Source organism: Paenibacillus sp. FSL E2-0178, from assembly GCF_038593005.1.
Taxonomy (GTDB): Bacteria; Bacillota; Bacilli; order Paenibacillales; family Paenibacillaceae; genus Paenibacillus_AQ; species Paenibacillus_AQ phytohabitans.
In genome coordinates, this window is sequence record NZ_CP151953.1 from 2,420,999 (window position 1) to 2,443,001 (window position 22,003).

General features: G+C 54.1%; 22 protein-coding genes and 1 riboswitch. Of the genes, 3 read left to right on the plus strand and 19 right to left on the minus strand.

The features are described from left to right. Nucleotides 1-289: 289 nt before the first annotated feature. The 7 genes from MHI42_RS10765 to MHI42_RS10795 form a co-directional block, all read right to left on the minus strand. Nucleotides 290-955, minus strand: a complete 666-nt coding sequence (locus tag MHI42_RS10765; protein ID WP_342423750.1) for a precorrin-8X methylmutase — start codon at nt 953-955, stop codon at nt 290-292. Between the two features lie 2 nt (nt 956-957). Then, complete coding sequence (cobK, locus tag MHI42_RS10770; protein WP_342423751.1) at nt 958-1,749, minus strand: precorrin-6A reductase; 792 nt, start codon at nt 1,747-1,749, stop codon at nt 958-960. Continuing rightward, nucleotides 1,746-4,724: a precorrin-3B C(17)-methyltransferase gene (gene cobJ / locus MHI42_RS10775; protein ID WP_342423752.1), complete on the minus strand. Its 2,979-nt coding sequence runs from the start codon at nt 4,722-4,724 to the stop codon at nt 1,746-1,748. The genes cobK and cobJ overlap by 4 nt, the downstream gene beginning before the upstream one ends. Before the next feature lie 29 nt (nt 4,725-4,753). Further along, on the minus strand, nt 4,754-5,599 hold the full coding sequence (locus MHI42_RS10780) for an ABC transporter ATP-binding protein (RefSeq protein WP_171718913.1): 846 nt from the start codon (nt 5,597-5,599) through the stop codon (nt 4,754-4,756). A gap of 259 nt (nt 5,600-5,858) precedes the next feature. Next, nucleotides 5,859-6,647, minus strand: a complete 789-nt coding sequence (cbiQ, locus tag MHI42_RS10785; protein WP_342423753.1) for a cobalt ECF transporter T component CbiQ — start codon at nt 6,645-6,647, stop codon at nt 5,859-5,861. Beyond that, complete coding sequence (locus MHI42_RS10790; protein ID WP_171718986.1) at nt 6,644-6,940, minus strand: energy-coupling factor ABC transporter substrate-binding protein; 297 nt, start codon at nt 6,938-6,940, stop codon at nt 6,644-6,646. Before MHI42_RS10790 ends, cbiQ begins: the two co-directional genes overlap by 4 nt. Beyond that, nucleotides 6,940-7,704 (minus strand): energy-coupling factor ABC transporter permease, encoded by a 765-nt coding sequence (locus tag MHI42_RS10795; protein WP_171718911.1) that lies wholly within the window; start codon nt 7,702-7,704, stop codon nt 6,940-6,942. Before MHI42_RS10795 ends, MHI42_RS10790 begins: the two co-directional genes overlap by 1 nt. Before the next feature lie 155 nt (nt 7,705-7,859). Beyond that, nucleotides 7,860-8,056, minus strand: a riboswitch (cobalamin riboswitch). Nucleotides 8,057-8,218: 162 nt separating this feature from the next. Here MHI42_RS10795 and MHI42_RS10800 point away from each other — a divergent pair. Continuing rightward, nucleotides 8,219-9,160, plus strand: a complete 942-nt coding sequence (locus tag MHI42_RS10800) for an ArsR family transcriptional regulator (protein ID WP_039303273.1) — start codon at nt 8,219-8,221, stop codon at nt 9,158-9,160. Nucleotides 9,161-9,267: 107 nt separating this feature from the next. Here the strand turns inward: MHI42_RS10800 and MHI42_RS10805 are convergent, their stop codons facing one another. Both MHI42_RS10805 and MHI42_RS10810 read right to left on the minus strand, forming a co-directional pair. After that, nucleotides 9,268-9,543 carry a DUF6171 family protein gene (locus tag MHI42_RS10805; RefSeq protein WP_336102646.1) on the minus strand — a complete coding sequence of 92 codons (276 nt, stop codon included), beginning with the start codon at nt 9,541-9,543 and terminating at the stop codon, nt 9,268-9,270. 16 nt (nt 9,544-9,559) lie between these two features. Next, nucleotides 9,560-11,056: an alpha-N-arabinofuranosidase gene (locus MHI42_RS10810; RefSeq protein WP_342423754.1), complete on the minus strand. Its 1,497-nt coding sequence runs from the start codon at nt 11,054-11,056 to the stop codon at nt 9,560-9,562. Nucleotides 11,057-11,318: 262 nt separating this feature from the next. On the opposite strand from MHI42_RS10810, the gene MHI42_RS10815 reads away from it, so the two are divergent. Further along, a complete protein-coding gene (locus tag MHI42_RS10815) occupies nt 11,319-11,717 on the plus strand; it encodes a hypothetical protein (RefSeq protein WP_342423755.1) in 399 nt (132 codons plus the stop codon). A 238-nt stretch (nt 11,718-11,955) separates the two neighbouring features. Beyond that, nucleotides 11,956-12,366 carry a peptide deformylase gene (locus tag MHI42_RS10820; protein WP_342423756.1) on the plus strand — a complete coding sequence of 137 codons (411 nt, stop codon included), beginning with the start codon at nt 11,956-11,958 and terminating at the stop codon, nt 12,364-12,366. Between the two features lie 124 nt (nt 12,367-12,490). On the opposite strand, the gene MHI42_RS10825 is transcribed toward MHI42_RS10820, so the two are convergent. The 10 genes from MHI42_RS10825 to MHI42_RS10870 form a co-directional block, all read right to left on the minus strand. Beyond that, complete coding sequence (locus MHI42_RS10825; RefSeq protein ID WP_042135106.1) at nt 12,491-13,432, minus strand: 5'-3' exonuclease H3TH domain-containing protein; 942 nt, start codon at nt 13,430-13,432, stop codon at nt 12,491-12,493. Nucleotides 13,433-13,459: 27 nt separating this feature from the next. Continuing rightward, complete coding sequence (locus tag MHI42_RS10830) at nt 13,460-13,825, minus strand: arsenate reductase family protein (protein WP_342423757.1); 366 nt, start codon at nt 13,823-13,825, stop codon at nt 13,460-13,462. A 428-nt stretch (nt 13,826-14,253) separates the two neighbouring features. Continuing rightward, nucleotides 14,254-15,396, minus strand: coding sequence for an RluA family pseudouridine synthase (locus tag MHI42_RS10835; RefSeq protein WP_342423758.1), 1,143 nt, complete (start codon nt 15,394-15,396; stop codon nt 14,254-14,256). After that, a complete protein-coding gene (locus MHI42_RS10840) occupies nt 15,393-15,959 on the minus strand; it encodes a cob(I)yrinic acid a,c-diamide adenosyltransferase (RefSeq protein WP_342423759.1) in 567 nt (188 codons plus the stop codon). Before MHI42_RS10840 ends, MHI42_RS10835 begins: the two co-directional genes overlap by 4 nt. A gap of 126 nt (nt 15,960-16,085) precedes the next feature. Then, nucleotides 16,086-16,850, minus strand: a complete 765-nt coding sequence (locus MHI42_RS10845; protein WP_342423760.1) for a methyltransferase domain-containing protein — start codon at nt 16,848-16,850, stop codon at nt 16,086-16,088. Nucleotides 16,851-16,979: 129 nt separating this feature from the next. Further along, nucleotides 16,980-17,870 (minus strand): alpha/beta hydrolase, encoded by an 891-nt coding sequence (locus tag MHI42_RS10850; protein WP_342423761.1) that lies wholly within the window; start codon nt 17,868-17,870, stop codon nt 16,980-16,982. 31 nt (nt 17,871-17,901) lie between these two features. Beyond that, nucleotides 17,902-18,561 carry a TetR/AcrR family transcriptional regulator gene (locus tag MHI42_RS10855; protein WP_342423762.1) on the minus strand — a complete coding sequence of 220 codons (660 nt, stop codon included), beginning with the start codon at nt 18,559-18,561 and terminating at the stop codon, nt 17,902-17,904. Nucleotides 18,562-19,834: 1,273 nt separating this feature from the next. Beyond that, nucleotides 19,835-20,029, minus strand: a complete 195-nt coding sequence (locus MHI42_RS10860) for an aspartyl-phosphate phosphatase Spo0E family protein (protein WP_340989372.1) — start codon at nt 20,027-20,029, stop codon at nt 19,835-19,837. Nucleotides 20,030-20,283: 254 nt separating this feature from the next. Then, the gene (locus MHI42_RS10865; protein WP_342423763.1) at nt 20,284-21,474 is read right to left on the minus strand and encodes an aminotransferase class I/II-fold pyridoxal phosphate-dependent enzyme; all 1,191 of its coding nucleotides are present in this window, start codon (nt 21,472-21,474) and stop codon (nt 20,284-20,286) included. Nucleotides 21,475-21,487: 13 nt separating this feature from the next. Next, nucleotides 21,488-21,988: an Lrp/AsnC family transcriptional regulator gene (locus tag MHI42_RS10870; protein ID WP_039308379.1), complete on the minus strand. Its 501-nt coding sequence runs from the start codon at nt 21,986-21,988 to the stop codon at nt 21,488-21,490. Between the last annotated feature and the right edge of the window lie 15 nt (nt 21,989-22,003).

The window sequence follows — 22,003 nt, forward strand, 5'->3', positions numbered from 1 at the left end:
GCGAAAAGGTAGGCTAGCATCTTATAACTGTACTCTGTACAACTAAATCTGCCCAAATGGGTGAGAACAAGCAAAAAACAGTAGTTTAATTGTACGAAATACAGCTAAACGGATAATTGGTTGTAAATCAGACGTTTTAGTTGTACAAAGTGCAGTTAAGTAAACATACCTCATAAGCCTGGCATATAGATTAGAACTTGTTCATATCCTGTTCAAAACCCGCTCTGACCCAACCCTTATAGAGTTTTGGCCCAGCGCTAGCACAGGTCCCGCTTATTCCTGCGCAGGCCTAATTCAATTCGCCCGCAGCCCGGCGGTCTGCCAGCAGACTCAGTGCATTGACCGCTGCGACCACGATCGTGCTTCCGCCTTTGCGGCCGATATTCGTGATGTAAGGAATGTCGAGCTTGCGCAGCTCATCCTTGGATTCCGCTGCCGAGACGAACCCGACCGGCATGCCGATGACAAGACCCGGCTGCGCTGCGCCTTCTTTTACCAGACGAATCAGTTCCAGCAGGGCAGTCGGCGCGTTGCCGATCACATAGATCCCTCCCGGAGCCTGTGCACAAGCTTTGCGCGTAGCCATAATGGCCCGTGTAGTCCCGAGCGCCTTCGCTTCTTCCATCACATCCGGATCTGAAATATGAACCCTGACTTCCCCGCCGTACCGCTGAATCCGCTCCTTGGCAATGCCCGCCTCCACCATCCGCACATCGGCAATAATCGGCTTGCCCTGCAGAATGGCGCTGATTCCGGCCTCAATCGCCCGCGGGTGAAAAACAAGACTGCGCCCCAGCTCAAAATCGGCAGAAGCATGAATGATCCGCTGCACTATTTTGTACTCCAGCTCGCTAAAGGAATGTTCACCCATCTCTTCTGTAATCATCTGAAAACTCAGGCCCTCTATTTCCTGCGGCTGTACCGTCACCGGCTTGAAATCCGTACCAAAATCCACAGTTATCCCTCCTTGTTCATTTGCAGCGCAGTTCTCACGGCCTCCGTAATCTCGTCAAAAGAGTCAAACACCTTCCCGCTCTTTCCAAAGGTCAGCTCCGGCCGCATAATTAAAATGACGTAAAGCCCCATATCCAGCGCGGCATGCAGCTTCTCATCCACCGAGCCTTCCGCCCCGCTCTCTTTGGTAATCATCACCTGTGTGTCATATTGCCGGTAAAGTGCCTCGTTCATCTCTCTGCTAAAAGGGCCCTGAAGCGCAATAATATTCCGCTGCTCAATGCCAAGGGACAGACATTTCTCCATATTCTCCAGGCAGGGCAACAGTCTGACCGTCAGCCGGATATCCGGATCTCCCAGCAGCGCCTCCGCAAACACCTCAAGTGTCTTGCCGCCGGTTGTAAGCATAATGGAACCCTTAAGTTCCCTGGCCTTGCGCGCAGCCTCTTCATAGGAATGCACAACGATCAGCCGGGGGTGGCTGTCATAGATAAGACTTTGCCGCTCGTAGCGAAAATAGGGCAGGCCCAGCGCTGCAGCCGCGCCCATAGCATTGGCGTGTGCCTCCAGCGCAAAAGGATGGCTGCCGTCCACGACTGCACGATAGCTGCCCTCCTGCAGCAGCGAGATCATGGCCGGCTTATCCAGCCGGCCGACCCGGGTGCGGATTGCTGCGGCTTCCAGCCGTTCAGCCGCACTGGGCGTTACGACAGAGGCCTGCAGCGGCAGTCCTTGACGCGACAGATTGAGCGCCAGCTCCCGGGCATCGCTGGTGCCGCACAGCATGAAGATCATCGCGGCTGGCGCAGATCCCGGTTGTCTGCCGGAGCCGCTGTTCCGGTTACATCATGCCGCTCTTGATGCCCATGCTCATGATCCGCGCGACCGTGATGCCCATGACCATGATGCCCGTGCCGATGGTGCTCATGACCATGTCCTTCATGCGCGTGTTCCCCATGACCGTGTTCCTGATGATCATCGTGTCCATGCTCGTGTTTCCCGTGCTCGTGTTCTTCGTGCCCGTGATGCTCGTGCCCATGCCCCTCCTCACCATGGTGGTGATGGTGGTGCAATGCCGCTTCATCACGGTATTTACAGTTATCGCAATTGCTGAAAGACTGCCCCTCCATTGTCTCCTCAATGCGCTCTGTCAGCATATCCACTAGCAGTGGATGTGTGCCGAGCTGGCGGCCGAGCTGCACTTCAATTTCCGGATGCTCTGCGGCGAAATGAGAAACCATTTCTGCGAACTGCTTCATCAGCACTCCGGTGAACAGCAGATACGGCACAACTAGAATCTTACGCGCACCCAGTGCCAGGCAGCGTTCAAGCCCATCCGGAAGCGACGGCTTCGTGATGGCAATGAAGCAGCTTTCAACGCTTTGGTAAGACGTTCTTTCCCATAGCAGCCGGCCCAGCTTATAGAAATCACTGTTGGCATCCGGATCACTGCCCCCGCGCCCCATAAGCAGCACGATGGTATCCTTATCCTCTGCTGCAGATGTTGTACGGGCTTGGGCTTCCTGCAAACTCAAGTCTGCAGCTCCAGCTTCATTACTGTGATCCACAGAAACGGCAAGAGAGTCAGCTTCATTAATGTGTTTCACAGAAGCAGAAAGCGATTCAGCTTCCCGTATCCGGTCCAGCACAATATCGACAGCCCGCTCCTGAACACCCAGCGGACGCCCGTATACAAACTCCACACCCGGATATTTCAGCTTGGCTTCATCGATCGCCAGCGGAATATCCAGCTTGGAATGGCCCGCCGCGAACAATATAATAGGCACAATATAAATTTGCGTCGCGCCGTCCTCCACACATTTGGCAATTCCGCCCGCGATTGAAGGTGAGGCTAGCTCTATGAAGCAGGTCTCAAACTTAAGCTCCGGCTTGCGGGCGGCTAGCTGGCTGGTGAATTGCAGCAGCTCATCATTTCCCGCTTGAATCCGGCTGCCGTGTCCAACCAGTAATACGGTTCTCATCATGCGTGCTCCCTCTATGCTGTCATTATTATCTATACTTCCTGCAGTGCTGTTCACCTGTTCTTCAATACTGCCCATCCGTTCATAAAAAGCATGAAACCGCTCCTTCTCCCGGCCTTGCGCAGTATAATGCTCCACTGCCGCTGCTACAGCAGCCACGGCTTCATCTTCATCCATACCTTCCCGGACCAGAGTGCCGGCATGCGCTCCCCGGCCCGACTTCTTGCCGCCCAGATAGAGCTCATAGCTGCCCCGCGAAAGGACCAGCCCGATGTCATCCAGAACAGCCGAGCTGCAGGCCATGCCGCAGCCCGCCACGCTTATATGCAGCTCTTTGGGTACAGCAAGTCCGTGCAGCAGGGTATGCAGGCGGACCGCCGCGCTTAAAGCACCGCTTCTCCGCAATTCACAGAACCCGCAGGTTTTTACTTTCACATAATCACCGGGTATACTAACGCTCAGTCCTGCCTCTGTAAGCTTCGCCGCCACCTCAGCACGGTCGCCCGGATGGCTGCGCAGTAGAAAATGTCCGTCCTTCGTATAGATCAGCTGCCCCTCATCGCCTGCCAGCTCCGCCAGCAGCTTCATCTGGATACCGCTGAATCTACGGCTGCCGATGACAGGAGAAACCTCCAGCTCGAAGGTTTCATCAGCGTGTTCCGCTAGCTGAACGGCAGGACGGCGTAGCTGCTCCACACGCGCAGTCGCTGCCAGGCTTAGCGCCGCAGCCTCCTCCTTCCGTCCCCCGTCAGTTGGAGCCATACTCTCTGACCCCAATCGCTCTACCTGTCCGGTTTCACCGGCAGCTGCACCCGGTGTCACTGCTTCATCTATCCGTCCCGCCTCAGCAGCCACACTCTCCACCGCTATCTCTTCCGTCCGCTCCGCCTCAGCTGCCACACTCTCCATCGCTGCCCCTTCAGACAGTCCCGCCTCAGCCGCCACACTCTCCACCGCAGCCAGCGACCAAGGCTCGGCCGCAGTGCGCAGCCGCTCATGCGGCTTCAGCGCCTGCGTCTGCGCGCCAAGATTGTACTTGCGCTCGTATCCGCGCGGCGTAACCATTAGACCCTCGTAGACCACCGTCGCCGAGTTGCCGACGACAACCGTAGAGAGCATGCCGATCTCATGCTCCAGCATCTCCTGCAGCGTAGTGACGATCGTCTGCTGACGGTCACGGTAGGCGCTTTTGACAATGCCGACCGGCGTGGAAGGATCACGGTAACGCAGCAGGATATTCCGCGCTTCTTCAATCTGCCGCGTACGCTTGCCGCTGCGCGGGTTATAGAAGGCGATCACGAAATCCGCAGCGCCCGCCGCTTCCACACGCGCAGCAATGCTCTCCCACGGGGTAAGATGATCGCTGAGGCTGATTGTGCAGGAATCATGCATAATCGGCGCTCCCAGCAGGGAAGAACAGGACTGGATCGCCGATATTCCGGGGATCACCTCGACCTCTACACCGTCAGCACGGTTCCAGCCCCGTTCTATAAGCACCTCGTAGACCAGACCCGCCATGCCGTATACACCGGCATCGCCGCTGGATATTACGGCAATGGTCTGGCCGTCCTCGGCTCGGCGGACGGCCTCCTGCGCCCGGCTGACCTCTTCGGTCATGCCGGTGCCGACAATCTCCTGATGCCGCAGCAGCGGTTGGATCAGCTCCACATAAGTGTTATAGCCGATTACAGCGTCACTCTCCTCGAGAGCGGCCAGCGCCCGGCCGGTAATATGCTCCAGCGCTCCGGGACCGAAGCCGATAATGAGCAGCTTTCCTTGTTTCTTCATCCTTCTTCCCCCATTCGTGAATGCCTGTATTAACTATTCAGTAGCCTGGTTAGTACGGCTTTGAAATCTTCCGCCGTGCGGGGGGGCGGCTGGCCGGCGGTGTGCCGTGCAGGCAGGCTGTACCACAAGTCAGCCAGCAGCGGCAGACCGAGGCCGATGGCCTGCAATTCTTCCGCCCCGGCAAAAATCTCCTCCGGCGTCCCCTCAGCCCGGCACCTCCCCTGATCCAGTACGATAATCCAGTCGGCCCAGCGGTACGCCAAGTTCATATCATGCGTAGCCATAACTACGGTTGTGCCTTTTTCATGTATAAGATCAAGACCCTGCAGCATCTGTGTCTCGGATAACGGATCCAGATACGAGGTCGGCTCATCCAGCAGGATCAGCTCCGGCTCCATCGCCATTACTCCGGCGAGTGCGGTGCGTTTTTTCTGCCCCAGGCTAAGCTGGTGAACCGGTTTGTCACTCAGCTCCGTCAGGTTCAGCAGTTCCATGACACTGCGGCAGCGCTCAGCTATTGCGGCTTCGTCCATCCCCGTTCCCCGCAGCCCGAAGGACACATCCTCCAGAGGTGTGCTCAATATGAGCTGCTGCTCCGGGTCCTGAAAAACAAGGCCCACACTGCGCCGCAGCGCGGCCAGCTCTTTTTTGGCATAGGACAATGTCCTGCCTCCCTGCTGAACCGTACCCTTCTGTGGACGCAGAATGCCGACAGCATGCAGGAACAGGGTCGATTTGCCCGAACCATTGTGGCCGAGCACCGCCGTTTTGCGGCCTTTGGGAATGGAGACGGTTAGTTCACGCAGCGCGGCTTCCTTCGTATCCGGGTAATGAAACACCACCCCGTCAAAAGCCAGACTATATTCCATGTCCATGACGTCCCCCTCTAATGTGATTTGGCAAAGCGGTATCGGATAAATGTTGTACGTTTTACAGCTTTGAATCCTGGATACTCCGGCCTTCTGGGGGATTGTTATATGGAATACAACATTCTTCCCTCAAAGCCAACTAAATGAAGTGAAATACTGCCTTTTTACAACAATCTTGGAATACATCCCATATTCCGGGGGAATCGTTGTACTTTGGGCATGATTTCAACAAAGCCAGCAGATTTCCTGCACTAAAATCTTAAATTCAACCCCGCAGCCACAGCCAAAGCTGCGCCAGCACCAGCACAGCGATCCCGGCATACGCCCGGACCGCATAACGCCGCGGCACAGGACGCGCAGTGTACGGCGGCAGAATGATCTCCCCCGTGAACCCGCGGGTCAGCAGCCCCTGCGACAATCCGTAATAACGGTGCATCGTATTGCCGAAGAGGGCCCCGGCCATGGCTGCAGTCTCCCGCAGCCTGGCCTTGTACCCTCTGCGGCCGCCGCGCAGCCTCCGGGCCAGCATCAGCCCGTGCGCTGCATCATTCAGCAGGAACAGGAAGCGGTACATGATCAGCATCAGCTCCAGCACAATCTGCGGCATACGCAGCCTGCGCAGCACCTGCAGAAGCTCGCTGAACGGGGTGGTGAACATCAGGAAGAAGAAGCAGCTCATGCAGGCCGAGACTCTGGCCAGCAGTTCACCGGCCCGCTCCAGCCCAGCTGCCGTGATATACACCGGAAGAGGCTGCCCGGAAATCCGGAATACGCCAGCTTCCCCCGCAGCCGGGTGGCCGAATTCCAAGAGCAGCGCCGGGACACTAAGGCAATAGAACAGCAGCGCCGTACCAAACAGCAGCCCATAGGCGCGATAGGGAATTTTGGCATGCAGGATGCACCAGGACATCATCCACAGCGTAATCACAATCTGCAGCACCGGATGTACGGTATAGGAGAGCAGGAACATCAGTGCCGCGAACGAGCTTTTCCACATGGGAGACAGCTGCCTCAAGGCATTATTATAAGAAAGGACATCAATTCGTCTGATCACTTGCTGATGCTGTTCTGCTTCGCCTGGCCTTGTTTCCCTTTCAGCAGCCCCAGTGAAAAGCCGATCACCCCGGCACCAATCGCCGCCTGCAATGCGAACAGCATACTCTCCGTCTCACCCGGAAGCTCGGTCAGCGGCTTGAACCAGGGTTCATATTCAGGGTTTATCTCTGTGATTACACCCTCGGCAGCATCATCGGCCCCGCCGAAATCACCACTCACGAACAGCAGCGGCAAGACACACAACAGGACAACGGCCAGCAGCATCAATCCATTTTTCCATTTATTGCTCATCATGCATTTCCCCCTTTGACCTTGCGTTTCAGGAGCGACATTTCATTCGGACTGTACGATTTCAGCCAGTTCCACAATAATACGGTCAGCAGCCCTTCACTGATGGCCAGTGGAATCTGCGTCACGGCAAAGATCCCCCCGAATTTGAGAAAAGACGCCAGGACTCCGCCATCCGCAGCCGGAAAAGCCACCGCAAGCTGGAAGGAAGTCACTACATATGTCATTAGATCGGCAACCGCCGCCGCACAGAATAAGGCCAGCTTCTCACGGTCCGGCAGCTTCATCATCAGCTTATAGACTGCATATCCGGCAAAAGGCCCCGCGACCGCCATCGAGAACGCATTCGCCCCCAGCGTAGTGATTCCCCCGTGCGCCAGAAGCAGCGCCTGAAACAACAGGACGATCGAGCCGATCACGCCCATCGGCAGCGGCCCCAGCATAACTGCGCCAAGTCCGGTACCTGTAGGATGCGAGCTGCTTCCGGTAACGGACGGCATTTTGAGTGCCGATAAGACGAAGGTGAACGCCCCTGCCAGACCCAGCAGCAGCTTCAGCTCCGGATTCTCCCTGGTCATCGATCTAAGCCTAATAATCCCGAGTACGAAGAACGGTAAGAACGCCACCCACCAGAACACAGCCCAGCCTACCGGCAGAAACCCTTCCATAATGTGCATAGCCTGGGCCGTTCCCGGTTCGTTCAGCATAAAGTACACTGTAAATCCGGCAATCAGCGCCGCAAAACTCCAAAATCCGCGTTTCTTCATTTGTCAGCCTCCAAGTTTCTTTAATTTAGCAAACCAAAAAAACTCCCGCCCTTCAGGGTGGGAGTGTATGTACGCAGGTATGATTCGATAGAGGACGCTGCAGAGACGCCTCTTCTCATTAACCTATCCGTACACCGCTCCTATCCGCGTAGAGTCGTGGTGTGCGTAATCAAGGTAGGTCTCCTGGCTTGGAATACGGGCGCTTTATCCTTCGTCTTCCCCGGGGTTCTCCCCAAGTGACATCTTGAAGTTCAGCTCTTCCTTACAGTGGCGGGACCGCTCGGGACTTGCACCCGATTCCCTGTTATCTCTTGCCTCATCTGGCAAGAGCACCTTGTTACATCGCTAATCCATCCTACATCATAGCGGAACAGGCTCTGCATGTCTGTGATAAAATTGGAGCTGCTGCGAGGCGCAGTATTCATTTGCTTGCAGGGCAGCGTTCATTTGCTTGTAAGAACATCATTTGAGTAATATAATTATTAACTATATAACCTGAACGTGGAGGCAGCACATGAAACTTGATCTAACCGAACAATCTTTACCCGTGTACGAAGCGTTATCCAGCGCTGTGCGCCTGCAGATGCTGCGGCTCCTGTCCGAACAGCCGATGAACGTCAAGGAACTGGCCGGGGCGCTGAAGCTCAGCAGTGCCATTATGACGATGCATGTGCGCAAGCTGGAAGCTGCCGGGCTGATCCGCAGCCACATGGCTCCCGGACGCAGCGGACTGCAGAAGATTTGTACACTGGCCGCCGAGAGTGCTGAGATTATTTTCCCCGGACAAGCCAGAACACAGCGCAGAGGCTACCGTAAGGAAATTCCCGTGGGCCACTACTCTGATTTCCAGATTGAACCGACCTGCGGCTTATCTACAACCGAGCGGGTGATTGGCAACTTTGACGATCCGCGGTATTTCTGGGATCAGGAGCGGGTGAATGCAGGCATTCTGTGGTTCGGCAAAGGATTCGTAGAATATAAAATCCCGAACTTCCTGCTGTCCAGCCAGAAGCCTGAGGAGCTGGTCATCACGATGGAGATTGCCTCCGAAGCCCCGTCCATCAATAATAACTGGCCTTCCGACATCACTTTCACACTGAACGGACAGCGGCTCGGCTTCTGGACCAGCCCCGGCGACTACGGGGACAGTCCGGGCAAATACACTCCTGCCTGGTGGCCTGCGCTCACCAACCAATATGGACTGCTTAAGCAGCTGCGGATTACTCCGGCGGGCACGTTCATGGATGGTCAGAAGCTGTCAGAGGTTACGCTGGAGCAGGTCGGTATCCGTGATAAGCAGTGGACGTTCAAGGTCTCAGTGGAAGAGGATGCGGAGCATATCGGCGGCCTTACCTTATTCGGCAAGGGGTTTGGCAACTACAACGAGGATCTGGTCTTTGAGCTCTTTTATACAGATGCTGTTGAAGCTTCGGCAAGTGCCAGCCGGACGGAATGACCAGGACAGGACAGGACTAGACAGCAAACAGCGGCAGCGGGAGACCTTAAGCTCAGGTCCCCCGCTGCCGCTGTTGTGGTTACGGTGTATTGCAGCAGCTTTGGAGTTTAATCAGTCACCGGCTGCCACAGGCCGCCGCCCGGCAGCGGACAGCCGCGTGCCTTCAGCCGGGCCACGACCGGTATAATGCAGCCGCAGGCAATGCAGGTTACGCCATCCTGCAGCTTGGGACAAGCTCCGCATAGGGCAACCCGCTCGGCATAGACTTCGTCCGGGGCTGTATTCTCCGGATTGAACATGGAGGAGGCGAGAATCCGGGCAATCTGCGCTTCCGTCACCTTGTACTCTTCCCGGCATCCCTTGCATGCTGAGGTTGTAGTCATGCTGTGCTCCTTCCCGTTAAGCTCCCGGAGTAATTGCCAGTACTGTCACCGACATTGGCGGCAGTTCAACCGTAAGGGTGTCGCCTTCAAGCTGGAAGGCGGTGAACGGCTGCGGTACTACCGCTTCCGGCTGCCCGAAGGTATTGTGGGCATCGATGGAAGACCCGGCAAGTGTAGTGCCGCTTACGGCTGCTGACTGTCCAGCCAGTCCGCGCAGCTCCAGCGGCAATACTGCCGGTGCAGCGTGATTCAGGTTGCACAGGCTGACATGAATGACACCCTCTGCTGTTACGGAAGCTGAAGCAGATACTTCAGGAATCTCCACGCCCTCATAGCTGTATAACGGGCTATCCACTGTTAGATCCAGCAGCTCCGCATCCTGATGTACTTTATACATATTGAATACATGATAGGTTGGAGTCAGCAGCATTTTCTCGCCTTCGGTCAGGATTACAGCCTGCAGCACGTTAACGGTCTGGGCAATGTTCGCCATCCGCACACGGTCGCTGTGCTTGTGGAAGATATTCAGGGTCAGACCGGCAACCAGCGCATCGCGGATCGTGTTCTGCTGGTAGAGGAATCCAGGGTTCGTACCGGGTTCCACATCATACCAGGTGCCCCATTCATCGACGATCAGACCCACTCTTTTGTCCGGATCGTATTTGTCCATAATGACACTGTGGCGGGTAACCAGCTCATCCATGAACAGCGCCTTCTTCAATGTGTTGAAATATTCATCCGTTCCATAGCCGGTAGCCGCACCTTTATTAGTCCAATCCGAAGTCGGCAGGGTGTAGTAGTGCAGGGTAAGCGAATCCATGAAGCGGGTGGCTTCGCGCATCAGCACTTCGGTCCAGTTATAGTCATCCGAGTTCGCGCCGCAGGCGATCCGGTGAATCTTGTTATCCCCATAGTTGCGCACATAAGTCTGATATTGGCGGTACAGGTCAGCATAATATTCAGGACGCATATTGCCGCCGCAGCCCCAGTTCTCATTGCCCACGCCGAAGTAAGCTACACTCCAGGCCTCTTCCTGGCCGTTCTTCTGGCGCAGCTCAGCCATTGGCGATACACCGTTAAAGGTCAAATACTCAACCCACTCGGACATCTCCTGTACCGTTCCGCTCCCTACATTGCCGTTGATGTACGGCTCACATTCCAGCATGGCGCAGAGCCGCATGAATTCATGTGTACCAAAATGATTGTTCTCAACCGCACCGCCCCAATGGGTATTGATCATCCGCTTGCGTTCTTCACTCGGGCCAATGCCGTCCTTCCAGTGGTATTCATCGGCGAAGCAGCCGCCCGGCCAGCGCAATACGGGAATCTTCATTTCCTTAAGCGCTTCCACTACATCGTTGCGGATACCCTTCGTGTTCGGAATCGGCGAATCTTCCCCTACCCAGATGCCTTCATAGATACAGCGTCCCAGATGCTCAGCGAAATGTCCATAGATGTTACGGTTAATTGTGCCTTTGCGGATATCAGTGTTCAGTACGATGCGTTCTGCCATTTCAGTTAACGCTCCTCTTTAAGTTAATATATTTGTTAATCATTTAACACTTATATTAATATTATAGTCAGGCAGCTTCCGGTTCGTCAATCTTTAAATTGCGCACTGCAGGCTGCCAGCTAATCACGACCCTATATTCTACTATTTACGAATGGAATTAAGTGGTATATATTGAAGGCGATAGGACAATCTATCCGGCTTTATGAAAGGAGGATGCGGCTCGATTCCGTTCGGCATTTCATTTAGAGAGGATGGGCAATCTATGAAAAAACTGAACACCCTGGTATTTATCATGATTATGGGCTTGTCTCTGATGTTTGGCCTGACCGCATCGGCTAATCCCGCCATCGTAAGCTATGGGGGCAGTTATTCCAATACGCTCAATGCGAGTCAGACCTCCTACACTTACATTCTTCCCAACGCCAAGACTACGGGTACAAGCGTACATGTCACGGCTTCCGCAGCAAATACCCTTCGGCTGCACTACTACTGGAGCTACAATAATACTTCCATTGATCTTGGTACCTCCACTGTAAGCAGCACCAATTACTACGGCGGTTCGGGCTACTATGAACCCGGCACACTGGTTACAGTAGTAGAAAGAGTACCCGGGTCCACTACAGCCTACCCTTCTGTAACCTACACCATTTCCTTTAATTAGCCCGGATGTACCGGACAATCCCCAAATGGCCGCCCTGCGCGGTCATTTTTTTACTATATAGCCTCAACTAGTAATGTAAGCTAACGGTCAGACGCTGCATCTTGAAGTAGCTTGTAGAGCTGTTAGTGCTGAGGCACAGTGGATGACTGTATCCCTGCAGTTTAAAGATTCATTTCACTGTCCATTCGAAAAATGATATCATGGCATTGGCATCCAAATAAAACATATGGAGAGTACTATGATCAGACCTATTTGCAAAGATATGACGATTCTAAGCCAGAAGTCTACTCCGGCAACTAAAGAGGATCTGCCAGTGTTAGATGACCTGCTGGATACCTTGCGGGCGAATGCAGACCGGTGTGTCGGCATGGCAGCTGACATGATCGGCTTCAACAAGCGCATCATAGCGTTCAGTATCGGACCGGTAAATGTCCCTATGATCAATCCGGTCATCAGCAAGCGTAATAATCCCTATGAAACCGAGGAGGGTTGTCTGTCACATGATGGCGTACGCAGAACTGTGCGTTATGATTCCATTGAGGTAGAGTTCCTCGACCGTAATTTCAAACCTCAGAAGCAAACCTTCACCGGCTTTACTGCGCAGATCATTCAGCATGAGATTGACCACTGCGACGGAATTATTATCTGAGCCCGGCATATGGTATTCATTTGTTAGGGACAACACAAAAAGACCCCTACGCGAGATTTTCGCAAGGGGTCTTCTGCTTGTTCAGGAGGCTCTGACCTGCCTAAGCCTATAACTAAGGCTCTTCTCAGCCCAAATCTCCGAGTTCAATCTGTACGATTCCCCGGTCATCCCGGACCTCGGCGATCCCGCCGATCAGATGCATCAGGCTGCCGAACTCCAGCTCATTGAACTTGCGTGCCGCAGTATCCCGCTGCAGTGCCCACAGACAGTCCGCCAGTTCGCAGACCACCGGCACATCGCAGCGGATTTCCGCCAGCTCCCGCGAGAGATGCAGCATATCGAGGTCAGCCTCGATTTTGGCCCGCACGCCTTTGGGCAGCAGATGCAGGTTCTCAATGACACCTTCCACAGTGCCGTATTCGGTCAGCAGCTTGGTGGCTGTTTTCTCACCGATGCCCTTAACACCGGGATAATTATCGCTGGTGTCGCCCATGAAGCCCTTCAGGTCTATCACCTGTGCAGGGGTGAGGCCACGCTCAGCAAGGAGCTCCGCCGGATCATACACTTTATAGTTGGAGCGGCCTTTTTTCATAATCACGACCTTGACGCTGTCATTCACCAGCTGCAGCATATCGTGGTCACCTGTGAGAATATAGACCTCCGACTCCCCGCTGTAGCACGAAGCCAGTGTACCGATGCAGTCATCTGCCTCATAACCAACCAGACCAATATTCGGCACGCCCAGCTCGGCCACTACCTCTTTCACGAGGTCAAACTGCGGGATCAGCTCCAGCGGCGCGTCAATACGGTTCGATTTGTAACCGTCATACTTCTCCGTACGGAACGTACCCTTGCCCATATCCCAGCAGCAGACCACATGTGAAGGCTCAAACGTACTCACCGCGTCGAAAAAATACTGCAAAAATCCATACACCGCATTCGTCGGAAGCCCGGCGCTGGTCTTGCGGATATATCCTCCATAAGAGGTAGCATAAAAAGCCCGGAACAGCAGAGCCATTCCATCCACGATCATTACCCGGCCCTTAGTTTCTGTTACTGTGCTCATGTGTAACCTCTCCTTGTGTTCCTTAATTTAGATATTGCTCCAGGCTTCAGCGTACTGCTCATCTTTGTAGCCGACTGTAACCTTCTTGCCGTCAGTGACAACCGGACGCTTGATCAGCATCCCGTGGCTGGCGAGCAGCTCAAGCTGCTTATCTTCACTGAGACCGGCCAGCTTGTCCTTCAGATTAAGTTCCTTGTAGACCTCACCGCTCGTATTAAAAAACTTCTTCAGCGGCAGTCCGCTGTTCTTCAGCAGGACGCGCAGCTCCTCCACTGTGGGCGGCTGCTCGGCAATATGCTGCAAGTCCAGCTCATGCCCCTGCTCCTTCAGCCATTTCACTGCGGCGCGGCAGGTGCTGCATTTCGGATATTGATACACCTTCAATTGACTCATGTGGTTCTCCTTTTATTATAAGCGCAGCAGCAGTGTTGCAGTGCGCTGATTATTAGGCTGCCGGCGCAGCCGCGTTCGCGGGCCGGATGGGCCGGAAGTCAAACATTCTCTGCAGCCACGGCTAATCCCCACAGTGGAATTTTCCCGGTTCAATCTAAATAGATGGAAATTGTACATTTATTTAGCGTGAATTAGCAGCTTAATAGGAATTAGTTGGATTTTCAACACTTAATTTGAGCGCATTCGATACTTTTCGGCCAACCTCTGAAATTAGTTGTACTTTTTCCACTTGTTGGTCTTAGAGTGGAGAAACAGCCAAGAATAAGTGCAGTCTCGCACTTATTTCACAATCTCACGCCGGCGCCTGGCTGTACCAACCTGCGGAATCCTAAGCGGCCCCTCCATCTAACGGCTGGCAGCTGAGACCGTTATTCCTCGGCCGCAGTCTCACGCAGCTTCGCCTGCAGCTTCGCCATATCCGGCGGCAGCGGAGCCTCGAAGACCAGATCGGCATGCGTGACCGGATGCCGGAAGGACAGGCGCACCGCATGCAGCGCCTGGCGCGGAATGGACGCGTCCAGCTCCGCGATCTCTGCCAGCTGCGCCGCTTCCACGGGCGACAGCTCCGCCTCTTTGCTCTCTCCGCCCGGCAGCGTCAGCCTGGCTTCTTGCGTCTCGCCGCCCGGCAGCGTCAGCCTGGCTTCTTGCGTCTCGCCGCCGGACAGTACCAGCCCAGCCTCCCGCTCTCCGCCGCCGGGCGGAACGAGCCCGCCTGCCGCCTGCCCGCGGGCATACAAAGGGTGACGGTACATGCCGTCACCGATCAGCGGGCAGCCGATCGAGCTCATATGCACCCGGATTTGATGGGTGCGCCCGCTCTCCAGCTTCAGCTCCACGCGCGAAGCCGCGCGCGGATAGACCTCCTTGACCTCGTACCGGGTCAAGGAAGGATAACCATCCGGCGTCACAATCCGCCGGTGCGGCTCCAGCGGGTCGCGGTCGATCGGACCGTCGATGTCGCCGCTCTGCACAGCGGGAACCCCGTGCACAAAAGCAGCATACCGCTTGTCCACCGTCCCGGCGATCATCTGCTCGGAGATATGCTGATGGCTGTACGGGTTCTTGGCAATGACCAGTACACCGGAGGTCTCCTGGTCCAGCCGGTGGACAGGACGGAAGCGGACCCGCTCTCCCTTCTCCGCCCAGTAATGCACCACTCCGTTCGCGAGGGTCTCCGTGTAATGGCCATGGGTCGGATGGACAATGATACCCGCGGCTTTGTTCACGACTAGCAGATGGCCGTCTTCATATAGAATCTCAAAAGGAATCGGCTGCGGCAGGATATCCTCTGACGTTTCTTCCTCCATCCGGATCTCTACCCGGTCACCGCTGCTTACCTTGACGCTGATATAGACACGCTCTCCGTTCAGCGTAATCCCGAGGTCTGTCATCTTCAGACGGGACAACAGCTTACGGGAGACATCCATCCGCTTCTGCAGGATGGTTTTGAGCAGCCAGCCGTCTTCATCCGGCGGCACCCTATAAGTAATCGGCGGATAGTAGCTGGTCATTTGTTCCGGAACACCTTTTTGCTGCGCACATACTCTACCTCAGCAACCTCCAGGCGTGTATTGGCAGCACGGGCCAGCGCGAAGAAATAATCGGATAGTCTGTTCAGATAGACAACAGCCTCCGGGTTAATATCCGCACTGCGTCCCAGAGTCACAGCCCGGCGCTCCGCACGGCGGCAGACCGTCCGGCAGACATGCAGGACCGAGGACAGCTGGCTTCCGCCGGGCAGAATGAAGCGCTCCAGTACCGGATTCTCCGCCTGCAGCACATCGATCCAGCCTTCCAGTCGCACGGCCATCTCGCTTTTCACCTTATATTTGTTCTCGCTCAGCTTCACGAACGCCAGATCCGAACCGCAGTCAAACAGCTCATGCTGAATCTCCAGCAGCTGCTCCCTAACATCCGCGAACCGTTCATCCTCCAACAGACTCCGTGCCTGGCCGACGAAACAGTTCAGCTCGTCTATGGTGCCATAAGCCTCGACGCGGACATCGTCCTTGCCCACACGGCCGCCGATGACTGAGGTTTCCCCTTTATCCCCCGTACGCGTATAGATCGCCATAGTATTTCCCTCCTAAGTTGCAAATCACATAGTAATAGTGTAATCGTTCTTATGTATGTAGGCAAACAAAGATCAGCATTTCTGACATGTAAATAACTCCCTAATGAGCTAGTATCCCCACCCCGCCTACGGCTTCCGGAAAGTAATGCAGTACATCAGGCCTTTGCATACTTCCTTATAATCGATCTCCAGCATATCCTGCGGAATGAGTCCAAGAACCCCCGGCAACTCCTCCCCCTGCTGAAAATACCCCTTAACCACCGGCACCTTCCCGTACGTTCCCTTAACCAGCTTCTCTGTCTCATCGGCAATCATCAGCCTCGTGCCCGGCTTCGCCACCCGGATCATCTCCAGCACCGCAGCTCCCGGATCACTGAAATAATTAATTCCGCCGACATGGTAGACACAATCGAAGACGTTGTCCTTAAAAGGCAGCTTCTCCGCCTGTCCCTGGAACAAATGTCCCTGAAGCTTCCAGCGACGCAGATTGCGCACCGCCTGCTTCAGCATTCCGCTGGAGATATCCAGTCCGTACAGCTCTGCCTGTACACCCAGATAGGGGAAATTATCGCCGCTGCCCACCGAGGTTTCTAGTACCCTGTCACCGCCATGCAGCTCAAGGGAAGACAGGAACTGCTCTCTGTAGCTGCGTTCCCCGCCGAATTTGAGAGCGAAATAAGCTTTGTTGGACAGCCGGTAGAAACGCGCTATCCGGTTGTACAGCTCAAGGTACTTTTTGTTGCTGCCCTCGGCATCCGCTTCTCCCAAAAAGGCGAGAAAACCTTGCTTCAACGGATACTTACGCCCGCTCTCCGGATTAACTGCCCCTGTTCCTTCCAGCTTCAGCTCATCATACGTATAGGGGTCCCGCAGTATATCGGCTTGTAACATGAATATCATCCTCTTTTTCCGGTACGCTGCAGAAGAGCCCGTACCTTTAGAATCATCGTGAGTATTCATTATATGCCTGCGGCAGGAGTCCGCCATCAGGCCCCGGGACGTACAAGCATTACAGCAGCCTCATATCCCCTGTCTCAGCAGGAATCCTATCAGCTCCCGGTTGATCCGCTCCGGCTGTTCCATATTGATGCCATGGCCTGAGCCCCCGATCACCTTATAGCGGAAATCCCCGTCCTGAAGTATGCCGATAAAATCCTTCTTATGCTGTAGCTTGTAATCCCCGATCAGAAAATACAGCTTATCCCTGACTATAGCCGCGCGGGCCTTGTCATAGAGCTCAGTTCTCTGGACAAACATCGCCTGTTGGTTATGATTCTTCATGAGCAGCACCACATGCTCGGCCAGTTTAGGATGTTTTTCCGCAAGTCGTGATTCCGGCGAACTGAGCTTATTAAATACTTTAAGCAGATTTTTGCGCGTAGGTACCATGATTTCCGGGAACATCATCAGCAGCGTCTGGATCATGCTTTTTAACGGAGCCGTGACCATCCCGCCTTCCATACAGACTGCCTTCAAAACCCTTCCTGGCTCGTTAATCGCATAATTGAAGGCCATGTAGGCTCCATTCGACACACCTGCCACATAGAATTGTTCCAGTTTCAATCCTTCAGCTACGCCGTTAATCCAATCTACCTGATTAAAATCCTGCTTATTGAACCTGGCACCCGGTAGGCTCTTCCCAGGCCCTCCCAGCGTATCCACCGCAATGCAGCAGAAATGCCGGGACAGCTCCCGTATATTCAGCAGCCACATCACCGCCGAATTATCGCCTACCCCATGGAACAGGAGCAGGGGCGGCAAACCGGCCTCTCCCGCCGTTATACAATGTGTTGTCCCGTACGGAGTCTCGATATCCAGCTCCCGAACCTCCGTCCCCCATTCCCCGAGCAGCTCATTATAGGAACGGAGAACCTGTTCTTTGCCGGCATCACTTTTAAATACCTTGACCATGGCTAATTCCACCTTTTCGGATATGGATGGGCTAATGATCTCTTTTCATGAAGCGCAGAACCAGTTCTGTTGAGGGAAAAGGAGCGGCAGCTGTGGTCTGTACCCTCGCTATACCAAGCCCCTGGATGAATGAGAAATAGGCGACGGCGATTTCCACCGGATCACCCGGGATAATCTCCCCTGCCTCCTGTCCGGCGATGATCAGAGGAACGAGATGCTCGAACGGCTTCATAATCTTCTCCTGCGCCACAAGCTTAGCCGCCTCCGGAATAGCTTCCGAGATTGCCGTCTGCAGAAGAATGAGCCGGAAGTGCTGCAAGGCAATACTGCCTTGCGACAGGAAGGCCTCGGTCAGCCAGGTAATCCGCTCCATCGGGGTTCCGTCCAGCTCTGCTGCATATTGCACCGACATTCCTGCTCCATCCGAAGCCAGCTCAACGATCCTGGTGAAGATATCGTCTTTGGATTTGAAATACATATAGACATACCCCTGGCTGAAGCCTGCACTGGCGGCGATATCCTTAATTTTGGTCCCGGCATAGCCTTTCCTGGAGAAGACCTCGACAGCATGGTAAATGATCTGCCGGATCGCCTTGTCCGGAGCCAATAGCTCAAAACCCTCAATGAATTTACGTTCCAGCAATTTGCCATTGTCACTTTTGCTGTTATCACTCTTGCTGTTATCACTCACGATTCCCATCTCCCTCAAAATGAATGACTGTTCATTCATTATACTATGAAAGGATATTTATGTAAATTAAAAGAGGGGCCTGTGTAGTCGCAGAAAAGTTATAGCATTCAGCAAATAAGTTCATTCATATATTCAGTACAAACTCACCCTAACGGGTGAATCAATCTGAAGCTTATGCGACTTATATATCCTGTGCAGCTTATTAGATAGTAAGGCCACCTCGCGATGCTTCACTCAGACTATTTACTGGGCACTCTTCGGCGAAATCACACGCCAGAGCTTCTCATTTCCTCCTTTTGCGTGCACTGTGAAGTGCTCCTCATTTACGCATGCCGTCCGCGTTCGGCGGGTTCAGGGGCACTTTTGCTCCTCATTTACGCATGATGCCCGCTTTCAGCGGATTCAGGGGCACTTTTGCCCCTCATTTACGCATGCCGCCTGCTTCTGGCTGATTCAGGGGCACTTTTGCTCCTCATTTACGCATGCCGCCCACTTTCGGCGGATTCAGGGGCACTTTTGCTCCTCATTTACGCATCCCGCCCACTTTCGGCGGGTTCAGGGGCACTTTTGCTCCTCATTTACGCATCCCACCCGCGTTCGGGCGGATTCAGGGGCACTTTTGCTCCTCATTTACGCATCCCGCCCACTTTCGGCGGATTCGGGGGCACTTTTGCTCCTCATTTACGCATGATGCCCGCGTTCGGGCGGATTCAGGGGCACTTTTGCCCCTCTTTCCCGCATCCCGCCCACTTTCGGCGGAATCAAAGGGATTTATCCCTTTGATTTCCCCATGCCGCCCGCATCCGGCGGAATCAGAGGGATTTATCCCTTTATTTTCCCCATCCCGCCCACTTTCGGCGGAAACAAAGGGATTTATCCCTTTAATTTCCCATCCCGCCCACTTTCGGCGGATTCAGCGGGATTTATCCCTTTAATTTCCCATCCCGCCCGCTTTCGGCGGACTCAGAGGGATTTATCCCTTTAATTTCCCCATGCCGCCCGCTTTCGGCGGAATCAGAGGGATTTATCCCTTTAATTTCCCCATCCCGCCCGCATCCGGCGGAATCAAAGGGATTTATCCCTTTAATTCCCCCCATCCCGCCACTTTCAGCGGATTCAGCGGGATTCCTGATACAAGAAATAGCTCCGTCCTTCGGATGGATAGCTTCCAATTACAAAGATCATAATCAACTACATGGTGCGACTGTGAGGCGCAATAAAAAACGGACACCTCCCGCAAAGGGAAATGTCCGCTTCAATATAAATCAGCCGGTTAATCGTTCTTACGGTGGCGGCCTCTCATATACTCATTGATCTTCAGGTCCAGCAAGCTGCTGATGGCAATCACATTATCTGAGGTAAAGGAATTCTCCTGTACAAAGAGCTGTTCCATTCTGCTGCGGAGGACCTGTATTTCATTTTCCAGCGAGAGCCTGCGTGCATTTGCATCACCCCTGGGAGGATGTATCCCGCTTCCGGAACTACATTCCCCGCCATAGGAAGGTAAGTAATAATCTGCGCTCAGCACAATCATCCCTCCTAATGTATTATTGCGTGATATCCGGATACCTGATACTGAATTCTTCCTATCCGGACTCTGCGCCCTATTCTAGAATAAGACCTCCATGTAAGTGTATTACAGGTGTTTCTTGTCCTTAGAGTAAAATAATACCATATAGAAGAGTGATCGGCTATAGTTCAATTTACTTCATTCTGCTTGCATTACTCTGCCCGCTCGCGGGCCAGCTGTGAGACAAATGCCCCAATCCGTTCAACCGCTTCGTTCAGCTGGGATACCGAGGTTGCATAGGAGCAGCGCAGGTAACCTTCACCGCCAAGTCCGAATACACTGCCCGGAACTGCAGCCACCTTATATTCCAGAAGCAGACGCTGGGCGAATTGATCGGAGGTCAGTCCGGTGCGCTGAATACTCGGAAAAGCATAGAACGCGCCTTGCGGCTCATGACAGTCCAGCCCGGCATCGCGCAGCCCTTTGACGATCAGCCGGCGCCGCTGATTATAGGAATCCGCCATCCGGTCCTTCTCTTCCATTCCGTTGGTCAATGCCTCCAGAGCAGCCACCTGGCCCATCGAAGGCGCGCACATGACTGTGTACTGGTGAATCTTCAGCATCGCGGAGATCAGATCCGGGTGACCGCAGGCATACCCCATCCGCCAGCCGGTCATGGCGAAGGCTTTGGAGAAGCCGCTGACCAGAATGGTCCGGTCAATCATGCCCGGAAGGGAGGCAAAGCTTACATGATTGCTTCCATAGGTCAATTCAGCATAAATTTCATCGGAAATTACTATGAGATCAAGTTTCTCTACCACTTTGGCAATCGGTTCCCAATCCTCACGGCTCATAATCGCACCCGTCGGATTGCTCGGATAGCAGAGAATGAGAATCTTGGAGCGCGGGGTGATCTTGGCTTCCAGATCAGCCGCCGTAAGCTTGAAGTTATTCTCTCCGAAGGTCTCAATGCCGACCGGAATCCCGCCGCCGATTGCTGTTATTGGTGAATAAGAGATATAGCAAGGCTCGGGAATCAGAATCTCGTCTCCCGGTGAGATCAAGGCCCGGAGCGCCAGATCTATCGCTTCACTGCCGCCGACGGTGGCAATAATCTGGTTCGCAGGATCATATTGCACCGCGAAGCGGGTCTGCAGATATTCGGCAATGCCTTCTCGAAGCTCCGGCATGCCGGCATTGGAGGTATAACCGGTGAAGCCGCGCTCCAGCGAGTAGACGCAGGCTTCCCTGACATGCCAGGGAGTCTTGAAATCCGGTTCCCCGACACCCAGTGAAATAATATCCTTGCTGCCTGCCGCCAGATCAAAAAACTTGCGGATGCCCGAGGGCTGTATCTGCTGGACCAGCGGGGCCAAATAGGAATTCATCGACTTCGTAATCATGGCATTACATCCTTCACGGAGATATCATCAGACGGTTGTCTTCTTCATGCTCTTCAAAGATGATACCGTCCTGTTTGTATTTTTTGAGCGTAAAGTTAGTTTTGGTAGAGAGTACTGCATCAATCGGCGACAGCTTCTCGGAGACGAAATTGGCGACCTCCCGCAGATTGCGGCCTTCCACTTCGACCAGCAAATCGTATGCGCCGGACATCAGATAGACCGATTTGACCTGCGGATACAGATAGATCCGCTCGGCAATGCCTTCGAAGCCGCGGCCGCGTTCCGGGGTAATCTGGACTTCGATCAGCGCAGTCACCCGTTCATCGTCCACCTTATCCCAATTGACCACAGTAGCATATTTCACAATGACATGATCCTGTTCCATTTGTGCAATCACGGTTTTGACATCTTCTTCTTCCGCACCAAGCAGGGTTGCCATTAAAGCTGTTGAGCTTCGCGCGTCCTCCTTGAGCAGTTCCAGCACTTTCCTCTTCAAATCATTCATTTCCTTCATGCCTTCCCTCCGGAT

Bases quoted from the DNA above. Each gene is read 5' to 3' on its own strand.
- cobK (WP_342423751.1), bottom strand. From the start codon at position 1,749: ATGATCTTCATGCTGTGCGGCACCAGCGATGCCCGGGAGCTGGCGCTC.
- cobJ (WP_342423752.1), bottom strand. From the start codon at position 4,724: ATGAAGAAACAAGGAAAGCTGCTCATTATCGGCTTCGGTCCCGGAGCG.
- MHI42_RS10780 (WP_171718913.1), bottom strand. From the start codon at position 5,599: ATGGACATGGAATATAGTCTGGCTTTTGACGGGGTGGTGTTTCATTAC.
- MHI42_RS10790 (WP_171718986.1), bottom strand. From the start codon at position 6,940: ATGAGCAATAAATGGAAAAATGGATTGATGCTGCTGGCCGTTGTCCTG.
- MHI42_RS10795 (WP_171718911.1), bottom strand. From the start codon at position 7,704: ATGAAGAAACGCGGATTTTGGAGTTTTGCGGCGCTGATTGCCGGATTT.
- MHI42_RS10800 (WP_039303273.1), top strand. From the start codon at position 8,219: ATGAAACTTGATCTAACCGAACAATCTTTACCCGTGTACGAAGCGTTA.
- MHI42_RS10805 (WP_336102646.1), bottom strand. From the start codon at position 9,543: ATGACTACAACCTCAGCATGCAAGGGATGCCGGGAAGAGTACAAGGTG.
- MHI42_RS10810 (WP_342423754.1), bottom strand. From the start codon at position 11,056: ATGGCAGAACGCATCGTACTGAACACTGATATCCGCAAAGGCACAATT.
- MHI42_RS10815 (WP_342423755.1), top strand. From the start codon at position 11,319: ATGAAAAAACTGAACACCCTGGTATTTATCATGATTATGGGCTTGTCT.
- MHI42_RS10820 (WP_342423756.1), top strand. From the start codon at position 11,956: ATGATCAGACCTATTTGCAAAGATATGACGATTCTAAGCCAGAAGTCT.
- MHI42_RS10825 (WP_042135106.1), bottom strand. From the start codon at position 13,432: ATGAGCACAGTAACAGAAACTAAGGGCCGGGTAATGATCGTGGATGGA.
- MHI42_RS10830 (WP_342423757.1), bottom strand. From the start codon at position 13,825: ATGAGTCAATTGAAGGTGTATCAATATCCGAAATGCAGCACCTGCCGC.
- MHI42_RS10835 (WP_342423758.1), bottom strand. From the start codon at position 15,396: ATGACCAGCTACTATCCGCCGATTACTTATAGGGTGCCGCCGGATGAA.
- MHI42_RS10840 (WP_342423759.1), bottom strand. From the start codon at position 15,959: ATGGCGATCTATACGCGTACGGGGGATAAAGGGGAAACCTCAGTCATC.
- MHI42_RS10845 (WP_342423760.1), bottom strand. From the start codon at position 16,850: ATGTTACAAGCCGATATACTGCGGGACCCCTATACGTATGATGAGCTG.
- MHI42_RS10850 (WP_342423761.1), bottom strand. From the start codon at position 17,870: ATGGTCAAGGTATTTAAAAGTGATGCCGGCAAAGAACAGGTTCTCCGT.
- MHI42_RS10865 (WP_342423763.1), bottom strand. From the start codon at position 21,474: ATGATTACGAAGTCGATGAATTCCTATTTGGCCCCGCTGGTCCAGCAG.
- MHI42_RS10870 (WP_039308379.1), bottom strand. From the start codon at position 21,988: ATGAAGGAAATGAATGATTTGAAGAGGAAAGTGCTGGAACTGCTCAAG.